The following is an 18000-nucleotide window of genomic DNA, read 5'->3' on the forward strand; positions in this document are numbered from 1 at the left end:
GATGAGCGGCGCCAACGAAGGAACGACGAGGCAGGACCGAGTGCGCGAGACGGCCGTTTCAGGCGGGCTCGCCAGCACATTGTCGCAGGACCAGCTTGCGCGGCTGATGCGCCGGCGCGGCGAAGAATCCCGGTTCTGGTGGTTGGTGCCGACGATCTACATCATCTTTCTGATGCTGCCGATCTACTGGCTGGTCAATATGAGCTTCAAGACCAATCAGGAGATTCTGGGTGCCTTTTCGCTGTGGCCGAAGAGCCCGACCCTGGCCAACTACATCGTGATTTTCACCGACCCGTCCTGGTACAAGGGCTACATCAATTCGATCATCTATGTCGTCATGAACATGGTGATCTCGGTTTCGGTGGCGCTGCCGGCGGCCTACGCTTTCTCGCGCTACCGGTTCCTCGGCGACAAGCACCTCTTCTTCTGGCTATTGACCAACCGCATGGCGCCGCCGGCGGTGTTCGCGCTGCCATTCTTCCAGCTCTATTCGGCCTTCGGGCTGATCGACACGCATATCGCGGTGGCGCTGGCACACTGCCTGTTCAACGTGCCGCTGGCGGTGTGGATCCTCGAGGGTTTCATGTCCGGCGTGCCGAAGGAGATCGATGAGACCGCCTATATCGATGGCTACTCCTTCCCGCGCTTCTTCCTAAAAATCTTCATGCCGCTGATCGCCAGCGGCGTCGGCGTGGCCTGCTTCTTCTGCTTCATGTTCTCATGGGTCGAGCTGCTGATCGCGCGCACCTTGACCACGACCGCCGCCAAGCCGATCGCGGCGATCATGACGCGCACGGTCTCGGCCTCCGGGCTCGACTGGGGCGTGCTCGCCGCCGCCGGCGTGCTCACCATCCTTCCAGGCGCGCTCGTGATCTGGTTCGTCCGCAACTACATCGCCAAGGGCTTTGCCCTAGGGAGGGTGTGATGAAACAAACGCACGAGTTCATCCGCAACACCATCGCCAAGGGCTTCGCCCTGGGGAGGGTATGACCATGAACCTCACCTGGATGGCATGGACGCTGCCAACGGCGATCTTTTTCATCACGATCCTGGTGCTGCTCTGTGGCATGGCGGTCTGGGAATACGCCTCGCCCGGCGGCAATCCCCGGGTCGGCGTCCTGCGCTTCGAGACGACGCGCGGCGACCGCCTCTTCGTTTCGCTGCTCGGCAGCGCCTTTATCCATCTCGCTTGGCTGGGTCTTGTCGGACCCAACCTGTGGTGGGCTCTCGCTCTCTCCGTAGTCTACGCCGTCGGCGTGTTCCGCTACGTATAGAGGGGGAAACTGTTGGAGCGACCGCGTGCCGACGACCGCTCCAGATCGCACTTGAAACTTGAAAAGTGGAGGAAACGAAATGCGAAGGCAATTTTTAACATCAACGACTGCGCTTGTCCTGCTCTGGGGAGCAGGCCAGGCCTATGCCGGAATGGACGAAGCCAAGACCTTCCTCGATACCGAAATCAAGGACTTGTCGACGCTCGATCGCGCCGGCCAGGAAGCCGAGCTGCAATGGTTCATCGATGCGGCGAAGCCTTTCGCCGGCATGGACATCAAGGTGGTCTCCGAGACCATCGATACGCATAGCTATGAGTCCAAGGTTCTGGCGCCCGCTTTCACCGCGATCACCGGCATCAAGATCACCCACGACCTGATCGGCGAAGGCGATGTCGTCGAAAAGCTGCAGACGCAGATGCAGTCGGGCGAGAATATCTATGACGCCTACGTCAACGACTCCGACCTGATCGGCACGCACTGGCGCTACCAGCAGGCGCGCAGCCTGACCAAGTGGATGGCGAATGAGGGCAAGGACGTCACCAACCCCAACCTCGACCTCGCCGACTTCATCGGCACCAAGTTCACGACCGCTCCGGACGGCGATCTCTACCAGCTGCCCGACCAGCAGTTCGCGAATCTCTACTGGTTCCGCTACGACTGGTTCAACGACGAGAAGAACAAGGCCGATTTCAAGGCCAAGTACGGCTACGACCTCGGCGTTCCGGTCAACTGGTCGGCCTATGAGGACATCGCCGAGTTCTTCACCGGCCGCGAAATCGACGGCAAGAAGGTCTATGGCCACATGGACTACGGCAAGAAGGACCCCTCGCTCGGCTGGCGGTTCACGGATGCCTGGCTGTCCATGGCCGGCAATGGCGACAAGGGCCTGCCGAACGGTCTTCCGGTCGACGAATGGGGCATCAAGGTCAACGAGAAGTCGCAGCCTGTCGGCTCGTGCGTCGCGCGCGGCGGCGACACCAATGGCCCGGCTTCCGTGTATTCGATCCAGAAATACCTGGATTGGCTGAAGGCCTATGCGCCGCCGGAAGCCCAGGGCATGACGTTCGGCGAATCCGGCCCCGTCCCGTCGCAAGGCACGGTCGCGCAGCAGATGTTCACTTACACCGCCTTCACCGCCTCCTTCGTCAAGGACGGGCTGCCGGTCGTGAACGCGGACGGCACGCCGAAATGGCGCTTTGCTCCGTCGCCGCACGGCGTCTACTGGAAGGACGGCATGAAGCTCGGCTATCAGGACGTGGGTTCATGGACGCTTCTCAAGTCCACGCCTGATGATCGCGCCAAGGCCGCCTGGCTCTATGCGCAGTTCGTGGTGTCGAAGACGGTCGACGTGAAGAAGAGCCATGTCGGCCTGACGCTCATCCGCGAGTCGACGATCCAGGACAAGAGCTTCACGGAACGCGCTCCGAAGCTCGGCGGCCTGATCGAGTTCTACCGCTCGCCGGCCCGTGTTCAGTGGTCGCCGACCGGAACGAACGTTCCGGACTATCCGAAGCTGGCACAGCTCTGGTGGCAGGCGATCGGCGATGCGTCGTCGGGCGCCAAGACGGCACAGGAGGCGATGGACTCGCTTTGCTCTGAGCAGGAAAAGGTCATGGAACGCCTGGAAAAGGCTGGCATCCAGGGCGACATCGGTCCGAAGATGGCCGAAGAGCATGACCTCGCCTACTGGAACGCCGACGCGGTCAAGAAGGGCAATCTCGCTCCTCAGCTGAAGATCGAGAACGAGAAGGAAAAGCCGATCACCATCAATTACGACGAACTGGTGAAGAGCTGGCAAAAGTAAGATTGTTCTAAGCGGGCGTCTGCGCCCGTGTGACATTGGGGGAGGCGGCATCTTGCCGTCTCCCCTGTTTGTGTAAAAGACTAAGCGGGGAGGCATAATGACCGGATATATCCTTGCCATCGACCAGGGCACGACTTCGACCCGGGCGATCCTGTTCGACGGCGAGATGAAGGTCGCCGGCAGTGGGCAAAAGGAATTCGCCCAGCACTATCCGGCCTCCGGCTGGGTCGAGCACGATCCGGAAGATATCTGGGCGAGTGTGGTGTCGACCGTGAAGGCGGCGCTGAAGAAGGCCGGCCGGAATGCTTCCGACGTGGCGGCACTCGGTATCACCAATCAGCGCGAAACAGTCGTCATCTGGGACAAGGCGACCGGCAAGCCGATCCACAATGCCATTGTCTGGCAGGACCGGCGCACCGCGCCGCTGTGCCAGAAACTCAAGAAGCAGGGCCTGGAAAAGACATTCACCAAGAAGACCGGCCTGCTGCTTGATCCCTATTTTTCCGGCACCAAAATCGCCTGGATACTGAACAAGGTGAAAGGCGCGAGAAAACGCGCCGAGAAGGGCGAATTGCTCGCCGGCACCATCGACAGCTTTTTGATCTGGCGGCTGACCGGCGGCAAGGTCCACGCCACGGACGCCACCAACGCCTCGCGCACGCTGGTTTACAACATCGAGAAAAATGCCTGGGACGACGAGTTGCTGGCTATCCTCAACATCCCGGAAAAAATGCTTCCCGAGGTGAAAGACTGCGCCGATGACTATGGAATCACGGAGAAAAATCTCTTTGGCGCCGAGATAAGAATCCTCGGTGTCGCCGGCGACCAGCACGCCGCAACCATCGGCCAGGCCTGTTTCGAGCCGGGCATGATGAAATCCACCTACGGCACCGGCTGCTTTGCCCTGCTCAACACCGGGAGCGATCTTGTGCGTTCGAAGAACCGGCTCTTGACCACCATTGCCTACCGGCTGCACGGCAAGACGACCTACGCGCTGGAAGGCTCGATCTTTATTGCCGGTGCTGCGGTGCAATGGCTGCGCGATGGCATCAAGGTGATCGGCAAGGCCGAGCAGAGCGGCAAATTGGCTGATGAAGCCGATCCGACCCAAAACGTCTACCTGGTGCCGGCCTTCGTCGGGCTCGGCGCGCCGCATTGGGACGCCGAGGCACGCGGCGCCATTTTCGGACTGACGCGCAATTCCGGCCCGGCTGAGTTTGCCCGCGCCGCGCTTGAATCCGTGGCCTACCAGACACGCGACCTGCTCGACGCCATGCGCAAGGACTGGAAGGGGGCTTCGGCCAAGACCGTGTTGCGGGTCGATGGCGGCATGGTGGCGTCGGACTGGACCATGCAGCGTCTGGCCGACATCCTCGATGCACCGGTCGACCGCCCGACCATTCTCGAGACGACCGCGCTCGGTGCAGCCTGGCTGGCCGGCTCGAAAGCTGGCGTTTGGCCGGATGCCAGGAAGTTCGCGAAGAGCTGGGCGCTGGAACGACGCTTCCAGCCGGACATGGATGGCTCCGTGCGCGTAGCCAAGCTCGCTGGTTGGCGCGATGCTGTGCGACGGACGTTGAGCGTGTCATAAACAGCCATCAGTGGTGGGTGATGGGGCGCGAGGAATGCAGCCAGATTGGTATCCTGCTTGGCGCGACGAGGCTATCGAACAGCTGAAGGCCAAAAATGCACGCTCGAACAAGGAGTTTCGCCTCGGCGATTGCTCGCGCTATGACTACGACCTGACGGCCGGAACGCTTCTGTTCTCGCAAGACGGGGTCGCCAAGGTGGTCACCGAGATCCAGATTGTCGGCTCAACGAGCACCGAGGCCGGCAACTGGCTGTGGGCTTGGGCAAATTCAAGCCTGCCCAGCGAGCTCCTCAGCGATGCAAAGCTGGTTCGATCCTTCGGAGAGCAGAATGGCATTGACGAACTGGCCCAAGCCTATGCGACGGATGCGGACAATGCGCTGGAAGTGGTTGGTTGGGAACTCAGTGCGGTGATGGCCCGTATCTGCAATGGGTTGGGTATCTATCGTTGTCCCAACAGAGAGGACGGCGGTGGCTTTTATCTGATGCTCAAGAGCATCAACTGGGCAAGTTGACGGCAACTGTTCTCGTCCGGCCAATCGATCAAAAGCCCGCGCCGTTGCCGGCGCGAGCTCCACTCAACGTATCTCAGCTACTTAAACGCGCCTTGATCAGTAAGGCGAACGGCACTCCTTGCGAGGGCCGTAATTCGGCTGGAACGTGTTGTCCGAAGCACGGTAGCTGCGATAGCGGTCGTAGCACCATTGGACGTGGGCGTTGCCTCCGTAGACGCGGTTGTTCTCGTTGTTGATGATGGCACCGGTGATCAGCGCGCCAGTCGCGAACGCCGCGAGCGGGAACCAATAATCGCCGTGACGACGATAGCCGGGGCGATATTCGCGATAGCCGCGATGGCCGTTCCAATACGCGCCGCGATTGCGGGAAAAATTGCGGTCACGTGAAAAACTGCGGTCACGCGAAAAATTGCGATTGTAGCGGTCCTTGCGCCACTCCCGGTACTGGACTGTCTGCACATCCGGCATCGCGGCCTGGGATTGCGGCACATAGTTCGATTGGGCGTTAACCGACACGGCCTCCGCCGCAACGAATGTGGCGGAGAGAGTGGCCGCCAGAAGGCTCGTTGTGATTCTGTTCATTGGTTTTCTCCTCGATGGTTTTGGCGGACGTCCCTGTGCCGGGAAAACGAGCGGCGCATACAATTGTTCCCCAGACTGGATGCCGCTGTCGGGCAGAAATGCCAGTGTTCCCTTGGCTGTTCTCCCACCGGTGGCGCGGCTGGCAAGTGTCGCGACAGGCCGAAGCCACCCGTGTTTGCGAGCTCTCTTTTTCCGGTTGACCGGTCGAGGCACTCTCCCTATGTTCCGCGCAATTTCGAGGGCCGCCTTTCGCCCGCGGGAGCGCGTAGCTCAGCCGGTAGAGCAACTGACTTTTAATCAGTAGGTCATGGGTTCGAATCCCATCGCGCTCACCAAATCCACCCGATGAACTGTCACCCATCTCTCGGGAAGGGCACACCATAACGGGCGGGGAAGCCGTCAACGCTTCCAGAAATCGCGGTGCGGTGCGAGCAACTCGTCGGCGATTTCGGGGAAGGGGCCAAAGACCTCGATCTTTTTCTGGCCGGAGTCGAGGACTGTGCGCGAAGAGAGGCTCATCGTCGGATTCTCTGCGTGATCCCCGGTGAGCGCCAGCAGCTCGGTCTCCTCAAAGCCGTAGACCAGCCGGCCGATATTCGCCCAGTAGAGCGTTCCGGTGCACATCGCGCAGGGCTCACCGGTTGAGACCAGCGTGCATTGCCACAGGAACTCCGGCTCATAGGCAGCCGCCGCGCGCCGGGCGAGCTCCGTCTCGGCATGGCGCACCGTGTCGAGATTGCCCTGCCGCATCAGCACGCGGTCGTCCGGCCCGACCAGCACGCAACCGAACGGATGGTGCCCATGCGCCGCCGCCTCGCGCGCGACGGCATCGGCGGACCGCAGGTGGGCGAGCATCTGATCGCGGGTCATGGCAAGATCCTGTCATGCCGACATCCACCGATGAGCGGCTGAGCGAGATTGGTGCCAACGGACGCGAGTGGCAAGAGCCAACTTTTGCTTGAGACCTTTGCCTCGGGATATCAGACCTTTGCCCTACAATCGCCGGCCGGTCTTCGCGTCGAACAGATGAGCACAGGCGCGGCAAAGCGGAAAGCCGGCTGAAAAGGCCATCCTCGCCGAGCTTCTCGAAGGAGTTCGGCGGCGCGAAAATGCGAACAGCGTCAGACGGAAGGCTCCCCGAACACCAGCGAAACATTCCCTCCGGCATGGCGCTCGAGGCGGCCGGCGAGGTCGAGTTCCAGCAGCACCATGAACACCTGGGCCGGGTACAGGCGGGTGTGGCGGATGATCTCGTCGACCGCCACTGGCGTCGGGCCGAGCGCCTCGACGACGCGGGCGCGGTCGCTTTCGCCGGGCGGTGGTGTGGCCGAGAAGTCGGGCGGCTCTTCGAACGGCGGCACGTCGGGCGCCCGCATGCCGGTCAGCGGAGCGATTGCCCGCGAAACGTCCGCTGCGTCGGTGACCAGGGTGGCGCCATCCTTGAGTAGGCCGTTGGTACCGGCGGCGCGTGGATCGAGCGGTGAGCCTGGTACAGCGAAGACCAGTCGGCCCATTTCGCCGGCAAGCCTGGCGCTGATCAGGGAGCCCGAGCGTTGCGCTGCCTCGACCACCACCAGCCCAAGGACCGCACCCGCGACAAGGCGGTTGCGGCGCGGAAAATCCTGGGCGCGCGGCTGCCAGCCGAACGGCATTTCCGAGATGATGGCGCCACGCTCGGCGATTTCCTCGCACAGGCCGGCATTTTCAGGCGGGTAAGGCAGGTCGAGGCCGCCGGCCAGGACGCCGATCGTGCCGGTCGCCAGGCTGCCCTGATGCGCCGCCGTGTCGATGCCGCGCGCCAGGCCGGAGACGATTGCGTAGCCGTCGCGGCCGAGGTCGGCCGCCAGCATGCGTGCCATCTTGATGCCGGCCAGCGACGCGTTGCGTGCCCCAACGATGGCGACACCCGGCAGCCGAAAAACAGCTGCGTTGCCCTTTACCGCCAGCAACGGCGGCGGATGGTCCATGTTGCGCAATAGGGGTGGGTAATCTGCTTCACCGATCCCGACAAAGCGGGCGCCGGCCTTTCCGGCTAATTCCAGTTCGGCCTCGGCTTCGGCAACGGAAGGGATGCGAGCGATCCGGATGGCGCCGCCTGAAATCATCAGTTCCGGCAATATCTCCAGCGCCACCTCGGCCGAACCGAAACGGTTGATGAGGTCGCGAAAGGATGCGGGGCCGACATTCTTGGTGCGGATCAGCCGCAGCCAGCTCAGCCGCTGCCGGTCGCTGAGACGCGGCCCGGCGGCCGGCCCACTCACCACGGCGGCAGGCTCGCTCACCCCTTGGCTCCGATCTTGCCCTCGGTGCCGGCAAGCAGGCGCGAAATGTTTTCCCGGTGCTTGATGAAAACGATGATACTCATCACCACGAACAAGGCCGCATTCTGCGGTGTGCTCAGGACGTAGAGGGCGATCGGCACGATGACCGCCGCCGTCAGCGCCGCCAGCGAGGAATAACGGAACAGGAATGCCATCACCAGCCAGGCGACGGCAAAGATCAGCGCCACCTGCCAGGCAAGGCCGATCAGCACGCCGAGATAGGTGGCGACGCCCTTGCCGCCCTTGAAACCGAGCCAGACCGGGAAGAGATGACCGAGAAAGGCGCCGAGACCGGCCCAGATCGCCAGGTCAGGCGCGAAATGGCCTGCTATCAGCGCGGCGGCCGTGCCCTTCAGCGCGTCGAGCAGCAGCGTCGCGGCGGCAAGGCCCTTGTTGCCGGTGCGCAGAACATTGGTGGCGCCGATATTGCCGGAGCCGATCTTGCGCACATCGCCAAGACCGGCCGCGCGCGTCAGCAGGAGCCCGAACGGGATCGAGCCAAGCAAATAGCCAAACACGAGTGCTGGGATGAGGCTGTAAGTCATTGTTTCCCCCGCATTTCCCCCTGACAAGCCGGATCACGCGCGGTGCGCGGTAGCCGGCTCAGACGGAGAACACTGTGCGGCCCGCAACCAGCGTTTGCAAGACCTTGCCTTGCAGCCGCGCGCCTTCGAAACAGGTGTTTTTCGAGCGCGAACGAATGCCGCTCTCGCTGACGATCCAGGGTTCGTCGAGGTCGACAAGCGCAAGATCGGCGACAGCGCCCGGCTTCAGCGTGCCGCCGGGCAGGCCGAACAGTTTTGCGGGAGCGGTGGATAGGGTCTCGATAAGCCTGAGCAACGGCACGTCGCCATTGTGGTAGAGCCGCAGGGCCGCACTCAGCAGGGTCTCCAGCCCGATGGCGCCGGCCGCCGCATCGGCGAAGGGCAGGCGCTTGGTGTCGACATCCTGCGGATCGTGCGAGGAGACGATGATGTCGATCGTGCCGTCCCTGACCGCCTCGATCATCGCCAGCCGGTCTTCCTCGGCGCGCAAAGGTGGGGTCAGACGGAAGAAGGTGCGGTATTCGCCGACATCGTTTTCATTGAGCGACAGATTGTGGATCGCCACGCCTGACGTCACCGTCGCCCCGTCGGCTTTCGCACGTGTGACGGCGTTTGCTGCCATCGCCGTCGAGATCTTTGCTGCATGGTACGAACCATGCGTCAGCCGCGCCAGGGCCAGATCGCGCTCCAGCGGGATGGATTCGGCTTCGCGCGGAATGCCGGAGAGGCCCAGCCAGCTGGCGTAGAGGCCCTCGTTCATCACGCCGGACGAACCGAGGTCCGCATCCTGCGTCTCGTGCACGATGGTGGCGCCGAAGTCGCGCGCATAGGTCAGCGCGCGGCGCATCACCAGCGCGCTCGATATGGTGTGGCGGCCATCGGTAAAGGCGACCGCGCCGGCTTCGCGCAGCAGGCCGAACTCGGTCATTTCGCGCCCGTCGAGGCCCTTGGTGATCGCCGCGGCCGGAAAGACGTTGACGATGGCCGTGTCCTTGGCCGTGCGCAGCACGAACTCGACCAGCGCCACATTGTCGATCACCGGATCGGTGTCGGGCATCATGACGATGGAGGTGACGCCGCCGGCCGCCGCCGCGACACTTGCCGACGCGATAGTCTCGCGATGCTCGCCGCCCGGTTCACCGATGAAGACGCGGCCGTCGATCAGGCCTGGAATGATCGCCTTGCCGGCGCAGTCGACAACGGTTGCGCCCTCGGGCGCGCCCTGGTTCAGCGCCGCCTTGCCGGCGGCAACGATCTTGCGGCCGTCGACGACGACGGCGCCGACTTCGTCGATGCCGCGCGACGGGTCGATAATGCGGACGCGCTCGAAGACCGTTATGCTCATGCGCCGCGGCCTTCATGATTGCGGCGCGGGTCAAGCAGCGCTTCCATGACGGCCATGCGCACGGCGACGCCCATTTCGACCTGTTCCTGGATGACGCTCTGCGGACCGTCGGCGATTTCCGAGGCGATCTCGACGCCGCGGTTCATCGGCCCGGGGTGCATCACCAGCGCATCGCCCTTGGCCGCCTTCAGTTTTTCCGCATCGAGGCCGAAATAGCGGAAATACTCGCGCACCGAAGGCACGAACGCGCCTTCCATGCGCTCGCGCTGCAGGCGCAGCATCATCACCACATCGGCGTCCTTGAGGCCCTCGGCCATCGAGCGGGTGACGATGACGCCCATCTTCTCGATGCCGGTGGGCAGAAGCGTCGACGGTGCGACGACGCGCACCTGCGCGCCGAGCGCGTTGAGCAGCATGATGTTGGAACGTGCCACGCGCGAATGCAGGATGTCGCCGCAGATTGCCACGATGAGCTTCGACAGCGGGCCCTTGGCGCGACGAATGGTCAGCGCATCGAGCAGCGCCTGTGTCGGGTGTTCATGCGCGCCGTCGCCGGCATTGACGACGGAGCAGCCGACCTTCTGCGCCAGAAGCGCGGCCGCACCGGCCGATTGGTGACGGATGATCAATATGTCGGGCCGCATCGCATTCAGCGTCATCGCCGTATCGATGAGCGTTTCGCCCTTCTTCACCGAAGAACTCGCAACCGACATGTTCATCACATCGGCGCCGAGCCGCTTTCCGGCCAACTCGAACGACGACTGCGTGCGCGTCGAGGCTTCATAAAAGAGGTTAATCTGTGTGCGGCCGCGCAGCGTCGAGGTTTTCTTCTCGGACTGCCGCGAGATCGCGACCGCTCGGTCCGCCCTGTCGAGCAACAGCTCGATATCGGCGGGGGAAAGGTCGCGGATGCCCAGAAGATGGCGATGAGGATAGGGGGACGAAGCGTCGGTCATCTCAAGGCGCTGCTATAGGGTGGAGACTTTGCGGCTGCAAGCGCCAGCTTTGCATTGCAGCCGTTCTCCTCAATTTTTTCGTATAATGGCCGATTGTATCGGCCGGTATTTTCATCGCGCGCGCTGCATGGCTTGGCTATATCTAGCCGACAGCCTCGGATTCGTGGCTTTCTGACGATAGAAGGATTGGGCGTGACCGACGACGTGACGAACCAGCCGCCGCCGCTGACGGGCGGCAACGCCTGGCGGGGCGATCCGTTGCTGATCCAGCTCGCGGAGCGTTTTTCCGATCCGGTGCGCAAAGATCTCGACGGTCTCGGCCGCTTCGTGCTGACGCAGGAGGCGCAGGAACTGGCGCGCCTCGCCAATGTCGAGACGCCGAAGCTCAGGACGCATGATCGCCAGGGACGGCGCATCGACGTGGTCGAGTTCCATCCCGCCTATCACGCCTTGATGCGCCGCGCTGTGGCCAACGGGCTGCATTCCTCGGTGTGGGAGAACGGCGACACCGAGATCGGCCGCCGCCATCAAGTCCGTGCCGCCCGGTTTTATCTGACGGCGGAGCTCGAGACCGGGCATCTGTGCCCCATCACCATGACCAACGCTTCGCTGGCGGCCTTGATGGCCAGCCCAAAACTGTTTCGCGAATGGGCGCCGCGCGTGACGACGCGCAAATACGACCAGAGCCAGAAACCGCCGGTCGAGAAGACCGGGCTGACGCTCGGCATGGGCATGACCGAGAAGCAGGGCGGCACCGATGTGCGCGCCAATGTGACGAGGGCGGAACGCGCCGGCAGCGGTTTTTTTCGTCTGACCGGGCACAAATGGTTCATGTCGGCGCCGATGTCGGATGCGTTCCTGGTGCTGGCGCAGGCGCCGGAGGGGCTGTCGTGCTTCCTCGTGCCGCGCGTTCTCGGTGATGGTTCGGGCAACGGCTTCCGCTTTCAGCGACTGAAGGACAAGCTCGGCAACCGTTCCAACGCCTCCTCCGAAGTCGAATTCGTCAATGCCCTCGGCGAGATGGTCGGCGAACCCGGTGCCGGTGTGAAGACGATCATGGACATGGTCACCCTGACCCGGCTCGATTGTGCCATCGCCTCGTCGGCGATCATGCGCGCGGGCCTCGCCGAGGCCGTTCACCACGCCCGCCATCGCCAGGTGTTCGGTTCGACCCTGATCGAGCAGCCGTTGATGCAGCGCGTTCTGGCCGACATGGCGCTCGACGTCGCCGCCGCCACCGCGCTGTCGTTCCGGTTGGCGCGCTCCTTCGACGAGGCGGCCAGCGATCGCGGCGAGGCGGCGTTTGCCCGGGCCATGACGCCGGTCGTCAAATACTGGGTCTGCAAGATCGCGCCCCCGCTGCTCTATGAGGCGATGGAGTGCCTAGGCGGCAACGGCTACGTCGAGGAGGCGCCACTCGCCCGCTACTATCGCGAGGCCCCGGTCAACGCGATCTGGGAAGGCTCGGGCAATGTCATGGCGCTTGATGTGCTGCGCGTGCTCGGCCGTGCGCCCGGCCTGTTCGAGGATGTGCTGGCCGGCATCGACCGTGATCTCGGCGCCGGCGGACGCGGCACGATCGGCGTTCTGAAGGCGGCGATGCAGGTTGCCTCAACCGACGAAGGTTCGGCCCGGCTGCTGACCGAGCAGCTGGCACTGTCGGCTGCGGCGGCGGAATTGCGCCGCCTGGGGGCAGGGCGGATCGCCGACGCTTTCGTCGAGACGCGTTTGGCCGGCCAATGGCGCAACACCTATGGCATGATCGATTCGCGCCACGATGCACGCATGATCATCGACACGCTCTATCCGCCGGTGAACTGAGCGGCGAGCATCGCAAAAATCGGCGCCATCCACAGTTTTGACGCGTTGGCGGCATCCTCACGCGTATGGCTAATCGCTGTTAACCTTAACAAATGGTTTTCGTTGCGATGGCGGACGGCAAGGCCCACTGTCCCGGCGCGAGCAGGGAATGGTTCAGATTGGCCGTCTCTTGGTTTGCGAAGCAGGAACACCGATGCGACAGGTACTGACCTCTTTTCTGGCCTTGCACTGGGCGATTGTTTTCGCCCTGCTTGCGCTCATCTGCATCGACGGAAACCGGGGTGTGGCGGCGGCACTCGGCGTGCTGGGCACCACAATCGAGGGTACCCGCTTCGTCGACCTCGACAATTTCGTTGTCGTGGCGCCGCTCGCCACCGCATTGCTTGTCGTCGCGGTTCTGTTTTTCTGGGCCTTTGTCGAAGCCCTGGTCAACGACGCGACCAGTCCCGGCGCCGACAGCGTCGCCCGCATCGCCTTCATCTGCGCGTCCGGCATGTTGTCGCTGATCGTCATCGGAGGTGCTGCGCAAGGCATCAACGGGCTGTTCATGGCGGTTGCCGTGCAGCTGACGGCACTTCTGGCGTCCTATGTCGCCATGCTTGCCGAGCGGCGGTCCGTGGTTGTGGCAGCGGCTTCCGGCGAAAGCGAGATCCATGCCGTCGCGCATGACATGGCAAAAGCCGCGGCTCACAATTCGCTGCTCTCACTCATATCAGGCCGAACGGTCTCCAAGACCGGCTCCAATCACAGGGGAGGCCGCTGATGCGTTACATCTTCGGGTTCTGGGCGGCGCCGATGGCGATTTTCTGGGGCTGGTTCTATCTGTCGGCCAACGACATCAATTTCGGCTACACGATGCTCAGCCGACAGATGCACGACTTCTTCTTCCAGCTCTATGGTCAGATGCTCGGCATCGATCCGGCGATCATTCCCGGCATGGTGGCGAAGACGTGCGTCTTCGACGGGTTGCTGCTGATGGCGCTTTGGGCTTTCCGCCGTCGCCGCGAAATCGCCGGCTGGGTCAAACAGCGCTGGGCGGGTCCGGTTCCGTTCGAGCGGATGCGTGGAGCGACTGAAGCCGGTCCAAAACTCCCTGCAGAATAAACGCGGCTGCCGCCGAATCGATCTTGCCGGCGCGCTTGCGGCGCGAGAAATCCATCTCGATCAGCGTCCTTTCGGCCGCGACCGTCGATAGTCTTTCATCCCAGAGCACGAAGGGCAGGTCGCTCATCTGGGCCATGTTGCGAACGAAGGCGCGCGATTTCTGCGCACGCGGACCTTCCGAACCGTCCATGTTGATCGGCAGCCCAATCACCACCGCGCCGGCATTCTCCTTATGCAGCAAGGCGAGCAGCACCGCCGCATCGAGCGAGAATTTCCTTCGCATGATGACCGGGCGCGGATGGGCGAAGGAAAATCTCTGGTCCGAGACCGCGACGCCGATCGTCTTGTCGCCGAGGTCAAGTCCCGCCAGCGTCTTGCCGCCGGTCAGCCGCGCCGGCAATTCCTCGATCGTGATAATGCCCACCGGCCGTCCTTCGCATTTCACCACCACGTGTTTTGTCAAACGCGTGGTGGACACAGTAACCCTTTGATCTCGGGGCCGTCGGCGTTCTATCCTTTGGCAAGATAAAAATCGAGGAATGCATTCATGAAACTGACCTGGTACGGCCACTCGGCCTTTCGCATCGAGACCGCTGATGCCAAGATCCTCATCGATCCTTATCTGATCGGCAATCCGTCCTGGAAGGGCGGCTGGGAGGGACCGGCGGAGGGAATCACGCATGTACTGCTGACGCATGGCCACAGCGACCACATCAGCGGCGCGCTGGAAGTGCTTGGCAAAAGCGGCGCCCAGCTAGTCGCCAATTTCGAGATCTGCATGTACCTGGTCGGCAAGGGCGCCAGCGACAAGAAGATCAACCCGGGCAACATCGGCGGCACAGTCGATTGCGGCAGCTTCACCACCACTTTCGTCCAGGCGCTGCATTCATCTTCATTTCCCGGCGATGGCGGCCAGAACACCTATCTCGGCAATCCGGGCGGCCTCGTCCTGCATTTCCCGGAAGACAAGACGCTCTACCACATGGGCGACACCGACATCTTTTCCGACATGGCGCTGATCAACGAGTTGCACGAGCCGAAGATCGGCATTGTGCCGATCGGCGACCGCTTCACCATGGGAGGCGCGGTGGCCGCACTTGCCTGCCGGCGCTTCTTCAAGTTCGACACCGTGGTTCCCTGTCACTTCGGCACCTTTCCGATGATCGACCCGACCGCCGACAAGTTCGAGGCCGGCCTGGAAGGATCCGGCATCAAGGTGGCTTTGCCCAAGATTGGCGAGACGATTACGATTTAGAAGCAGCCAAAATGGAATAAAACCATGGCTTTGAGGCAATCTTTTTGCGTTTCCATACTGATTGCGGCGTCGCCCGCGCTCGCCGCGGATGATTTCATTGAAGGCGTCTACCTTCAGTCCGAGGAGCTTTGCAAACAGGCCAAGAAGGACACGCTGCAAACGCTGATCGACGCCGGCAACATCGTGCTTTCGGCATACGGCCTGCAAAGCGTCGAATACAATTGCGAGTTTCTGCAGATCAGCAAGGCGACGGCTTCGCCGAGCTGGGCGGTGACGGCCATCTGCCAGGAACCGGGTTATGTCTTTCCCGACGTTCTCTCGGTGACGCAAATGAACGCGAAGCAGATCGATCTCGTGTCGGTTCGGCCCGTCGACGACGAAAGCGAAGCAAGCGGCAACAGCGGCAGCTACTATCTGTGCGAAGGCGTTGCCCTGCCATAGACGTATTCTGAGAGCCGACGAGCGGGCCGTCGGCACAGCCTGGTCTCTCGCACGATGCATGTTGCGCAGCGCGCGCGGCGCCGCTATAGCCCGAACTGGTTTTCCCCGAGGCAAAAACATGTCCGTAGATCTTCAGACAGTGAAGCGCGTCGCGCATCTCGCCCGCATCGCGGTGAGCGAAGAGGATGCCGAACGGATGACCGGCGAGCTGAACGCCATTCTGGGCTTCGTCGAGCAGCTGAACGAGGTCGATGTTTCCGGTGTCGAGCCAATGACCTCGGTGACGCCGATGGACATGAAGAAGCGCAGCGATGTCGTCACCGACGGCGGCAAGGCGGCCGACATCGTCGTCAACGCGCCGGCGACCGAAGAGAATTTCTTCCTCGTGCCGAAGGTCGTGGAGTAAGTCCGCCGATGGCAATCGAGATCGCCATTGAGACGCCGCTCCAGGACGACCTGCGCGGGCTGGTCACCGAACTCAACGAGACCTTGCTCGAACTGACGCCGCCGGAGCATTGCTACCATTTGACGGTTGAGCAGATGGCCGGTGAGGACACGACGGTTTTCATCGCCCGAGATAAAGGCCTGGCCATTGGCTGCGGCGCGCTGAAGCGTCATGACGGCGCCATTGGCGAGGTCAAGCGCATGTATATCAGGCCGTCGCATCGCGGCCAGAAGATCGGCGCGAAAATCGTTGAGCGGGTCGAGGCGCTGGCGCGCAACGAGGGACTGAAGCGACTGGTGCTGGAGACGGGCGATCGTCATCCCGCGGCGTGGACAGTCTACGAGCGCGCCGGGTTTTCGCGTTGCGGCCCGGTGCTGGATTATCCCGATTCTGAGTGGTCGGTGTTTTACGAAAAGAGCCTTTGATGAGCGACCTGACCCAGCTGACGATTTCACAGGCCCGCGCCAAGCTGCGCGGCAAGGAAATCACCGCGACCGAGATCACCGAGGCCTATCTCGGCGCTATCGAGCGCGCCAATCCGGCGCTCAATGCCTATGTCGCCGTGACCGGCGACAAGGCGCGCGACATGGCCAAGGCGTCCGACGCCAGGCTGGTCAAGGGCGAGGGCGGTGCGCTGGAAGGCATTCCGTTGGGGATCAAGGACCTGTTCGGCACCGAAGGCGTCCACACGCAGGCTTGCAGCCATGTGCTCGACGGGTTCAAGCCGCGCTACGAATCGACCGTTACGTCAAATCTGTGGGCCGACGGCGCCGTTATGCTCGGCAAGCTCAACATGGACGAGTTCGCCATGGGTTCGTCCAACGAGACGTCCTACTATGGTCCGGTCATCAATCCGTGGCGGCGCTCGCGCCTCGATACTGCGGTGATGCCGACGACGCATCAAGGCGACGGCGGCTTCGTCTCGGCCGGCGGCACGAGGACCGTGCGCAGCCTGGACAATGCGCAGTTGGTGCCGGGTGGCTCTTCCGGCGGGTCGGCCACGGCAGTCTCCGCCTTCCTGTGCGCCGGCGCGACCGCGACGGATACTGGCGGCTCGATCCGCCAGCCGGCCGCCTTCACCGGGACGGTCGGCATCAAGCCGACCTATGGCCGCTGCTCGCGCTGGGGTATCGTCGCGTTCGCCTCGTCGCTCGACCAGGCCGGCCCGATCGCGCGCGACGTGCGCGATGCCGCGATCCTGTTGAAGTCGATGGCCTCGGTCGATCCGAAGGACACGACGTCGGTCGACCGGCCAGTGCCGGACTATGAGGCCGCGATCGGCAAGCCGATCAAGGGCATGAAGGTCGGCATTCCCAGGGAATACCGCGTCGACGGCATGCCCGAAGAGATCGAGGCGCTGTGGCAGAAGGGCATTGCCTGGCTGAAGGACGCCGGCGCCGAGATTGTCGACATTTCCCTCCCGCACACCAAATACGCGCTGCCCGCCTATTACATCGTGGCGCCCGCCGAGGCGTCATCCAACCTCGCCCGCTATGATGGCGTCCGCTACGGCTTGCGCGTGCCGGGCAAGGATATCGTCGACATGTATGAGAAGACCCGCGCCGCCGGTTTCGGCCGCGAGGTCAAGCGCCGCATCATGATCGGCACCTATGTGCTGTCGGCCGGCTACTACGACGCCTACTACCTGCAGGCGCAGAAGGTGCGCAATCTGATCAAGCGGGATTTCGAGACGGTCTTCGCCGCCGGCGTCGATGTCATCCTGACCCCGGCAACGCCGTCCGCCGCCTTCGGCGTCGCCGATGAGGACATGGCTGCCGATCCGGTCAAGATGTACCTCAACGACATCTTCACCGTCACGGTGAACATGGCCGGCCTGCCGGGCATCGCCGTGCCCGCCGGGCTCGACGCCAAGGGCCTGCCGCTCGGGCTGCAGCTGATCGGTCGGCCGTTCGACGAGGAAACCCTGTTCCAGACCGCCGCCGTCATCGAGCAGGCCGCAGGCACGTTCCAGCCGGAGAAGTGGTGGTAGGGACGTCGCTCG

At 63.0% G+C, this 18000-nt stretch carries 20 protein-coding genes and 1 tRNA gene; 14 read left to right on the forward strand and 7 right to left on the reverse strand.

Annotated elements, in window-relative coordinates; translation table 11 throughout:
• Position 1 precedes the first annotated feature (1 nt).
• The 5 genes from AC0L2U_RS17535 to AC0L2U_RS17555 all read left to right on the forward strand — a co-directional run bounded on the left by AC0L2U_RS17535 (position 2) and on the right by AC0L2U_RS17555 (position 5183).
• Complete coding sequence (locus tag AC0L2U_RS17535) at positions 2–925, forward strand: carbohydrate ABC transporter permease (protein ID WP_292335543.1); 924 nt, start codon at positions 2–4, stop codon at positions 923–925.
• A 67-nt stretch (positions 926–992) separates the two neighbouring features.
• Positions 993–1274, forward strand: a complete 282-nt coding sequence (locus AC0L2U_RS17540; RefSeq protein WP_127269597.1) for a DUF2160 domain-containing protein — start codon at positions 993–995, stop codon at positions 1272–1274.
• 79 nt (positions 1275–1353) lie between these two features.
• Positions 1354–3078, forward strand: a complete 1725-nt coding sequence (locus tag AC0L2U_RS17545) for an ABC transporter substrate-binding protein (protein ID WP_027036699.1) — start codon at positions 1354–1356, stop codon at positions 3076–3078.
• Between the two features lie 97 nt (positions 3079–3175).
• Complete coding sequence (gene glpK / locus AC0L2U_RS17550) at positions 3176–4669, forward strand: glycerol kinase GlpK (protein WP_473602327.1); 1494 nt, start codon at positions 3176–3178, stop codon at positions 4667–4669.
• A gap of 34 nt (positions 4670–4703) precedes the next feature.
• Positions 4704–5183 carry a DUF6882 domain-containing protein gene (locus AC0L2U_RS17555; protein ID WP_292141767.1) on the forward strand — a complete coding sequence of 160 codons (480 nt, stop codon included), beginning with the start codon at positions 4704–4706 and terminating at the stop codon, positions 5181–5183.
• Positions 5184–5279: 96 nt separating this feature from the next.
• Here AC0L2U_RS17555 and AC0L2U_RS17560 read toward each other — a convergent pair whose 3' ends face one another.
• On the reverse strand, positions 5280–5765 hold the full coding sequence (locus tag AC0L2U_RS17560; protein WP_128363083.1) for a BA14K family protein: 486 nt from the start codon (positions 5763–5765) through the stop codon (positions 5280–5282).
• Between the two features lie 259 nt (positions 5766–6024).
• Between AC0L2U_RS17560 and AC0L2U_RS17565 the strand changes: the two genes are divergently transcribed.
• A tRNA-Lys gene (locus AC0L2U_RS17565) sits at positions 6025–6100 on the forward strand.
• A gap of 64 nt (positions 6101–6164) precedes the next feature.
• Here the strand turns inward: AC0L2U_RS17565 and AC0L2U_RS17570 are convergent.
• From AC0L2U_RS17570 to AC0L2U_RS17590, 5 genes are all read right to left on the reverse strand, one after another.
• Entirely contained in the window at positions 6165–6635 is a 471-nt protein-coding gene (locus AC0L2U_RS17570) for a nucleoside deaminase (RefSeq protein ID WP_473602329.1), read from the reverse strand.
• 251 nt (positions 6636–6886) lie between these two features.
• A complete protein-coding gene (gene dprA / locus AC0L2U_RS17575) occupies positions 6887–8026 on the reverse strand; it encodes a DNA-processing protein DprA (protein WP_473602437.1) in 1140 nt (379 codons plus the stop codon).
• Between the two features lie 17 nt (positions 8027–8043).
• A complete protein-coding gene (plsY, locus tag AC0L2U_RS17580) occupies positions 8044–8631 on the reverse strand; it encodes a glycerol-3-phosphate 1-O-acyltransferase PlsY (RefSeq protein WP_292135827.1) in 588 nt (195 codons plus the stop codon).
• A 58-nt stretch (positions 8632–8689) separates the two neighbouring features.
• A complete protein-coding gene (locus AC0L2U_RS17585; RefSeq protein ID WP_473602330.1) occupies positions 8690–9976 on the reverse strand; it encodes a dihydroorotase in 1287 nt (428 codons plus the stop codon).
• The gene (locus AC0L2U_RS17590) at positions 9973–10932 is read right to left on the reverse strand and encodes an aspartate carbamoyltransferase catalytic subunit (RefSeq protein ID WP_127327334.1); all 960 of its coding nucleotides are present in this window, start codon (positions 10930–10932) and stop codon (positions 9973–9975) included. The genes AC0L2U_RS17585 and AC0L2U_RS17590 overlap by 4 nt, the downstream gene beginning before the upstream one ends.
• Before the next feature lie 192 nt (positions 10933–11124).
• Here AC0L2U_RS17590 and AC0L2U_RS17595 point away from each other — a divergent pair, with 192 nt between their 5' ends.
• From AC0L2U_RS17595 to AC0L2U_RS17605, 3 genes are all read left to right on the forward strand, one after another.
• Entirely contained in the window at positions 11125–12753 is a 1629-nt protein-coding gene (locus AC0L2U_RS17595; RefSeq protein ID WP_473602332.1) for a DNA alkylation response protein, read from the forward strand.
• A 193-nt stretch (positions 12754–12946) separates the two neighbouring features.
• Entirely contained in the window at positions 12947–13516 is a 570-nt protein-coding gene (locus tag AC0L2U_RS17600) for a hypothetical protein (RefSeq protein ID WP_127810477.1), read from the forward strand.
• The gene (locus AC0L2U_RS17605; protein WP_127272493.1) at positions 13516–13857 is read left to right on the forward strand and encodes a DUF6105 family protein; all 342 of its coding nucleotides are present in this window, start codon (positions 13516–13518) and stop codon (positions 13855–13857) included. The genes AC0L2U_RS17600 and AC0L2U_RS17605 overlap by 1 nt, the downstream gene beginning before the upstream one ends.
• On the opposite strand, the gene ruvX is transcribed toward AC0L2U_RS17605, so the two are convergent.
• On the reverse strand, positions 13775–14281 hold the full coding sequence (ruvX, locus tag AC0L2U_RS17610; RefSeq protein ID WP_128308140.1) for a Holliday junction resolvase RuvX: 507 nt from the start codon (positions 14279–14281) through the stop codon (positions 13775–13777). The genes AC0L2U_RS17605 and ruvX overlap by 83 nt on opposite strands.
• A 123-nt stretch (positions 14282–14404) precedes the next feature.
• Between ruvX and AC0L2U_RS17615 the strand changes: the two genes are divergently transcribed.
• The 5 genes from AC0L2U_RS17615 (at position 14405) to AC0L2U_RS17635 (ending at position 17988) form a co-directional block, all read left to right on the forward strand.
• Positions 14405–15112 (forward strand): metal-dependent hydrolase, encoded by a 708-nt coding sequence (locus tag AC0L2U_RS17615; RefSeq protein WP_292630831.1) that lies wholly within the window; start codon positions 14405–14407, stop codon positions 15110–15112.
• 24 nt (positions 15113–15136) lie between these two features.
• Entirely contained in the window at positions 15137–15553 is a 417-nt protein-coding gene (locus tag AC0L2U_RS17620; RefSeq protein ID WP_473602333.1) for a hypothetical protein, read from the forward strand.
• Between the two features lie 118 nt (positions 15554–15671).
• Positions 15672–15959 (forward strand): Asp-tRNA(Asn)/Glu-tRNA(Gln) amidotransferase subunit GatC, encoded by a 288-nt coding sequence (gatC, locus tag AC0L2U_RS17625; RefSeq protein ID WP_127272494.1) that lies wholly within the window; start codon positions 15672–15674, stop codon positions 15957–15959.
• An 8-nt stretch (positions 15960–15967) separates the two neighbouring features.
• The gene (locus tag AC0L2U_RS17630) at positions 15968–16423 is read left to right on the forward strand and encodes a GNAT family N-acetyltransferase (protein ID WP_127380854.1); all 456 of its coding nucleotides are present in this window, start codon (positions 15968–15970) and stop codon (positions 16421–16423) included.
• Positions 16423–17988, forward strand: a complete 1566-nt coding sequence (locus AC0L2U_RS17635) for an amidase (protein WP_127810474.1) — start codon at positions 16423–16425, stop codon at positions 17986–17988. Before AC0L2U_RS17630 ends, AC0L2U_RS17635 begins: the two co-directional genes overlap by 1 nt.
• Positions 17989–18000 lie beyond the last annotated feature (12 nt).

The organism is Mesorhizobium sp. WSM4808 (genome assembly GCF_055811675.1).

Excerpts from the sequence above, each read along its gene's own strand:
- AC0L2U_RS17535 (WP_292335543.1), top strand. The coding sequence starts at position 2 with ATGAGCGGCGCCAACGAAGGAACGACGAGGCAGGACCGAGTGCGCGAG.
- AC0L2U_RS17540 (WP_127269597.1), top strand. The coding sequence starts at position 993 with ATGAACCTCACCTGGATGGCATGGACGCTGCCAACGGCGATCTTTTTC.
- AC0L2U_RS17545 (WP_027036699.1), top strand. The coding sequence starts at position 1,354 with ATGCGAAGGCAATTTTTAACATCAACGACTGCGCTTGTCCTGCTCTGG.
- glpK (WP_473602327.1), top strand. The coding sequence starts at position 3,176 with ATGACCGGATATATCCTTGCCATCGACCAGGGCACGACTTCGACCCGG.
- AC0L2U_RS17555 (WP_292141767.1), top strand. The coding sequence starts at position 4,704 with ATGCAGCCAGATTGGTATCCTGCTTGGCGCGACGAGGCTATCGAACAG.
- AC0L2U_RS17560 (WP_128363083.1), bottom strand. The coding sequence starts at position 5,765 with ATGAACAGAATCACAACGAGCCTTCTGGCGGCCACTCTCTCCGCCACA.
- AC0L2U_RS17570 (WP_473602329.1), bottom strand. The coding sequence starts at position 6,635 with ATGACCCGCGATCAGATGCTCGCCCACCTGCGGTCCGCCGATGCCGTC.
- plsY (WP_292135827.1), bottom strand. The coding sequence starts at position 8,631 with ATGACTTACAGCCTCATCCCAGCACTCGTGTTTGGCTATTTGCTTGGC.
- AC0L2U_RS17585 (WP_473602330.1), bottom strand. The coding sequence starts at position 9,976 with ATGAGCATAACGGTCTTCGAGCGCGTCCGCATTATCGACCCGTCGCGC.
- AC0L2U_RS17590 (WP_127327334.1), bottom strand. The coding sequence starts at position 10,932 with ATGACCGACGCTTCGTCCCCCTATCCTCATCGCCATCTTCTGGGCATC.
- AC0L2U_RS17600 (WP_127810477.1), top strand. The coding sequence starts at position 12,947 with ATGCGACAGGTACTGACCTCTTTTCTGGCCTTGCACTGGGCGATTGTT.
- AC0L2U_RS17605 (WP_127272493.1), top strand. The coding sequence starts at position 13,516 with ATGCGTTACATCTTCGGGTTCTGGGCGGCGCCGATGGCGATTTTCTGG.
- AC0L2U_RS17615 (WP_292630831.1), top strand. The coding sequence starts at position 14,405 with ATGAAACTGACCTGGTACGGCCACTCGGCCTTTCGCATCGAGACCGCT.
- AC0L2U_RS17620 (WP_473602333.1), top strand. The coding sequence starts at position 15,137 with ATGGCTTTGAGGCAATCTTTTTGCGTTTCCATACTGATTGCGGCGTCG.
- gatC (WP_127272494.1), top strand. The coding sequence starts at position 15,672 with ATGTCCGTAGATCTTCAGACAGTGAAGCGCGTCGCGCATCTCGCCCGC.
- AC0L2U_RS17630 (WP_127380854.1), top strand. The coding sequence starts at position 15,968 with ATGGCAATCGAGATCGCCATTGAGACGCCGCTCCAGGACGACCTGCGC.
- AC0L2U_RS17635 (WP_127810474.1), top strand. The coding sequence starts at position 16,423 with ATGAGCGACCTGACCCAGCTGACGATTTCACAGGCCCGCGCCAAGCTG.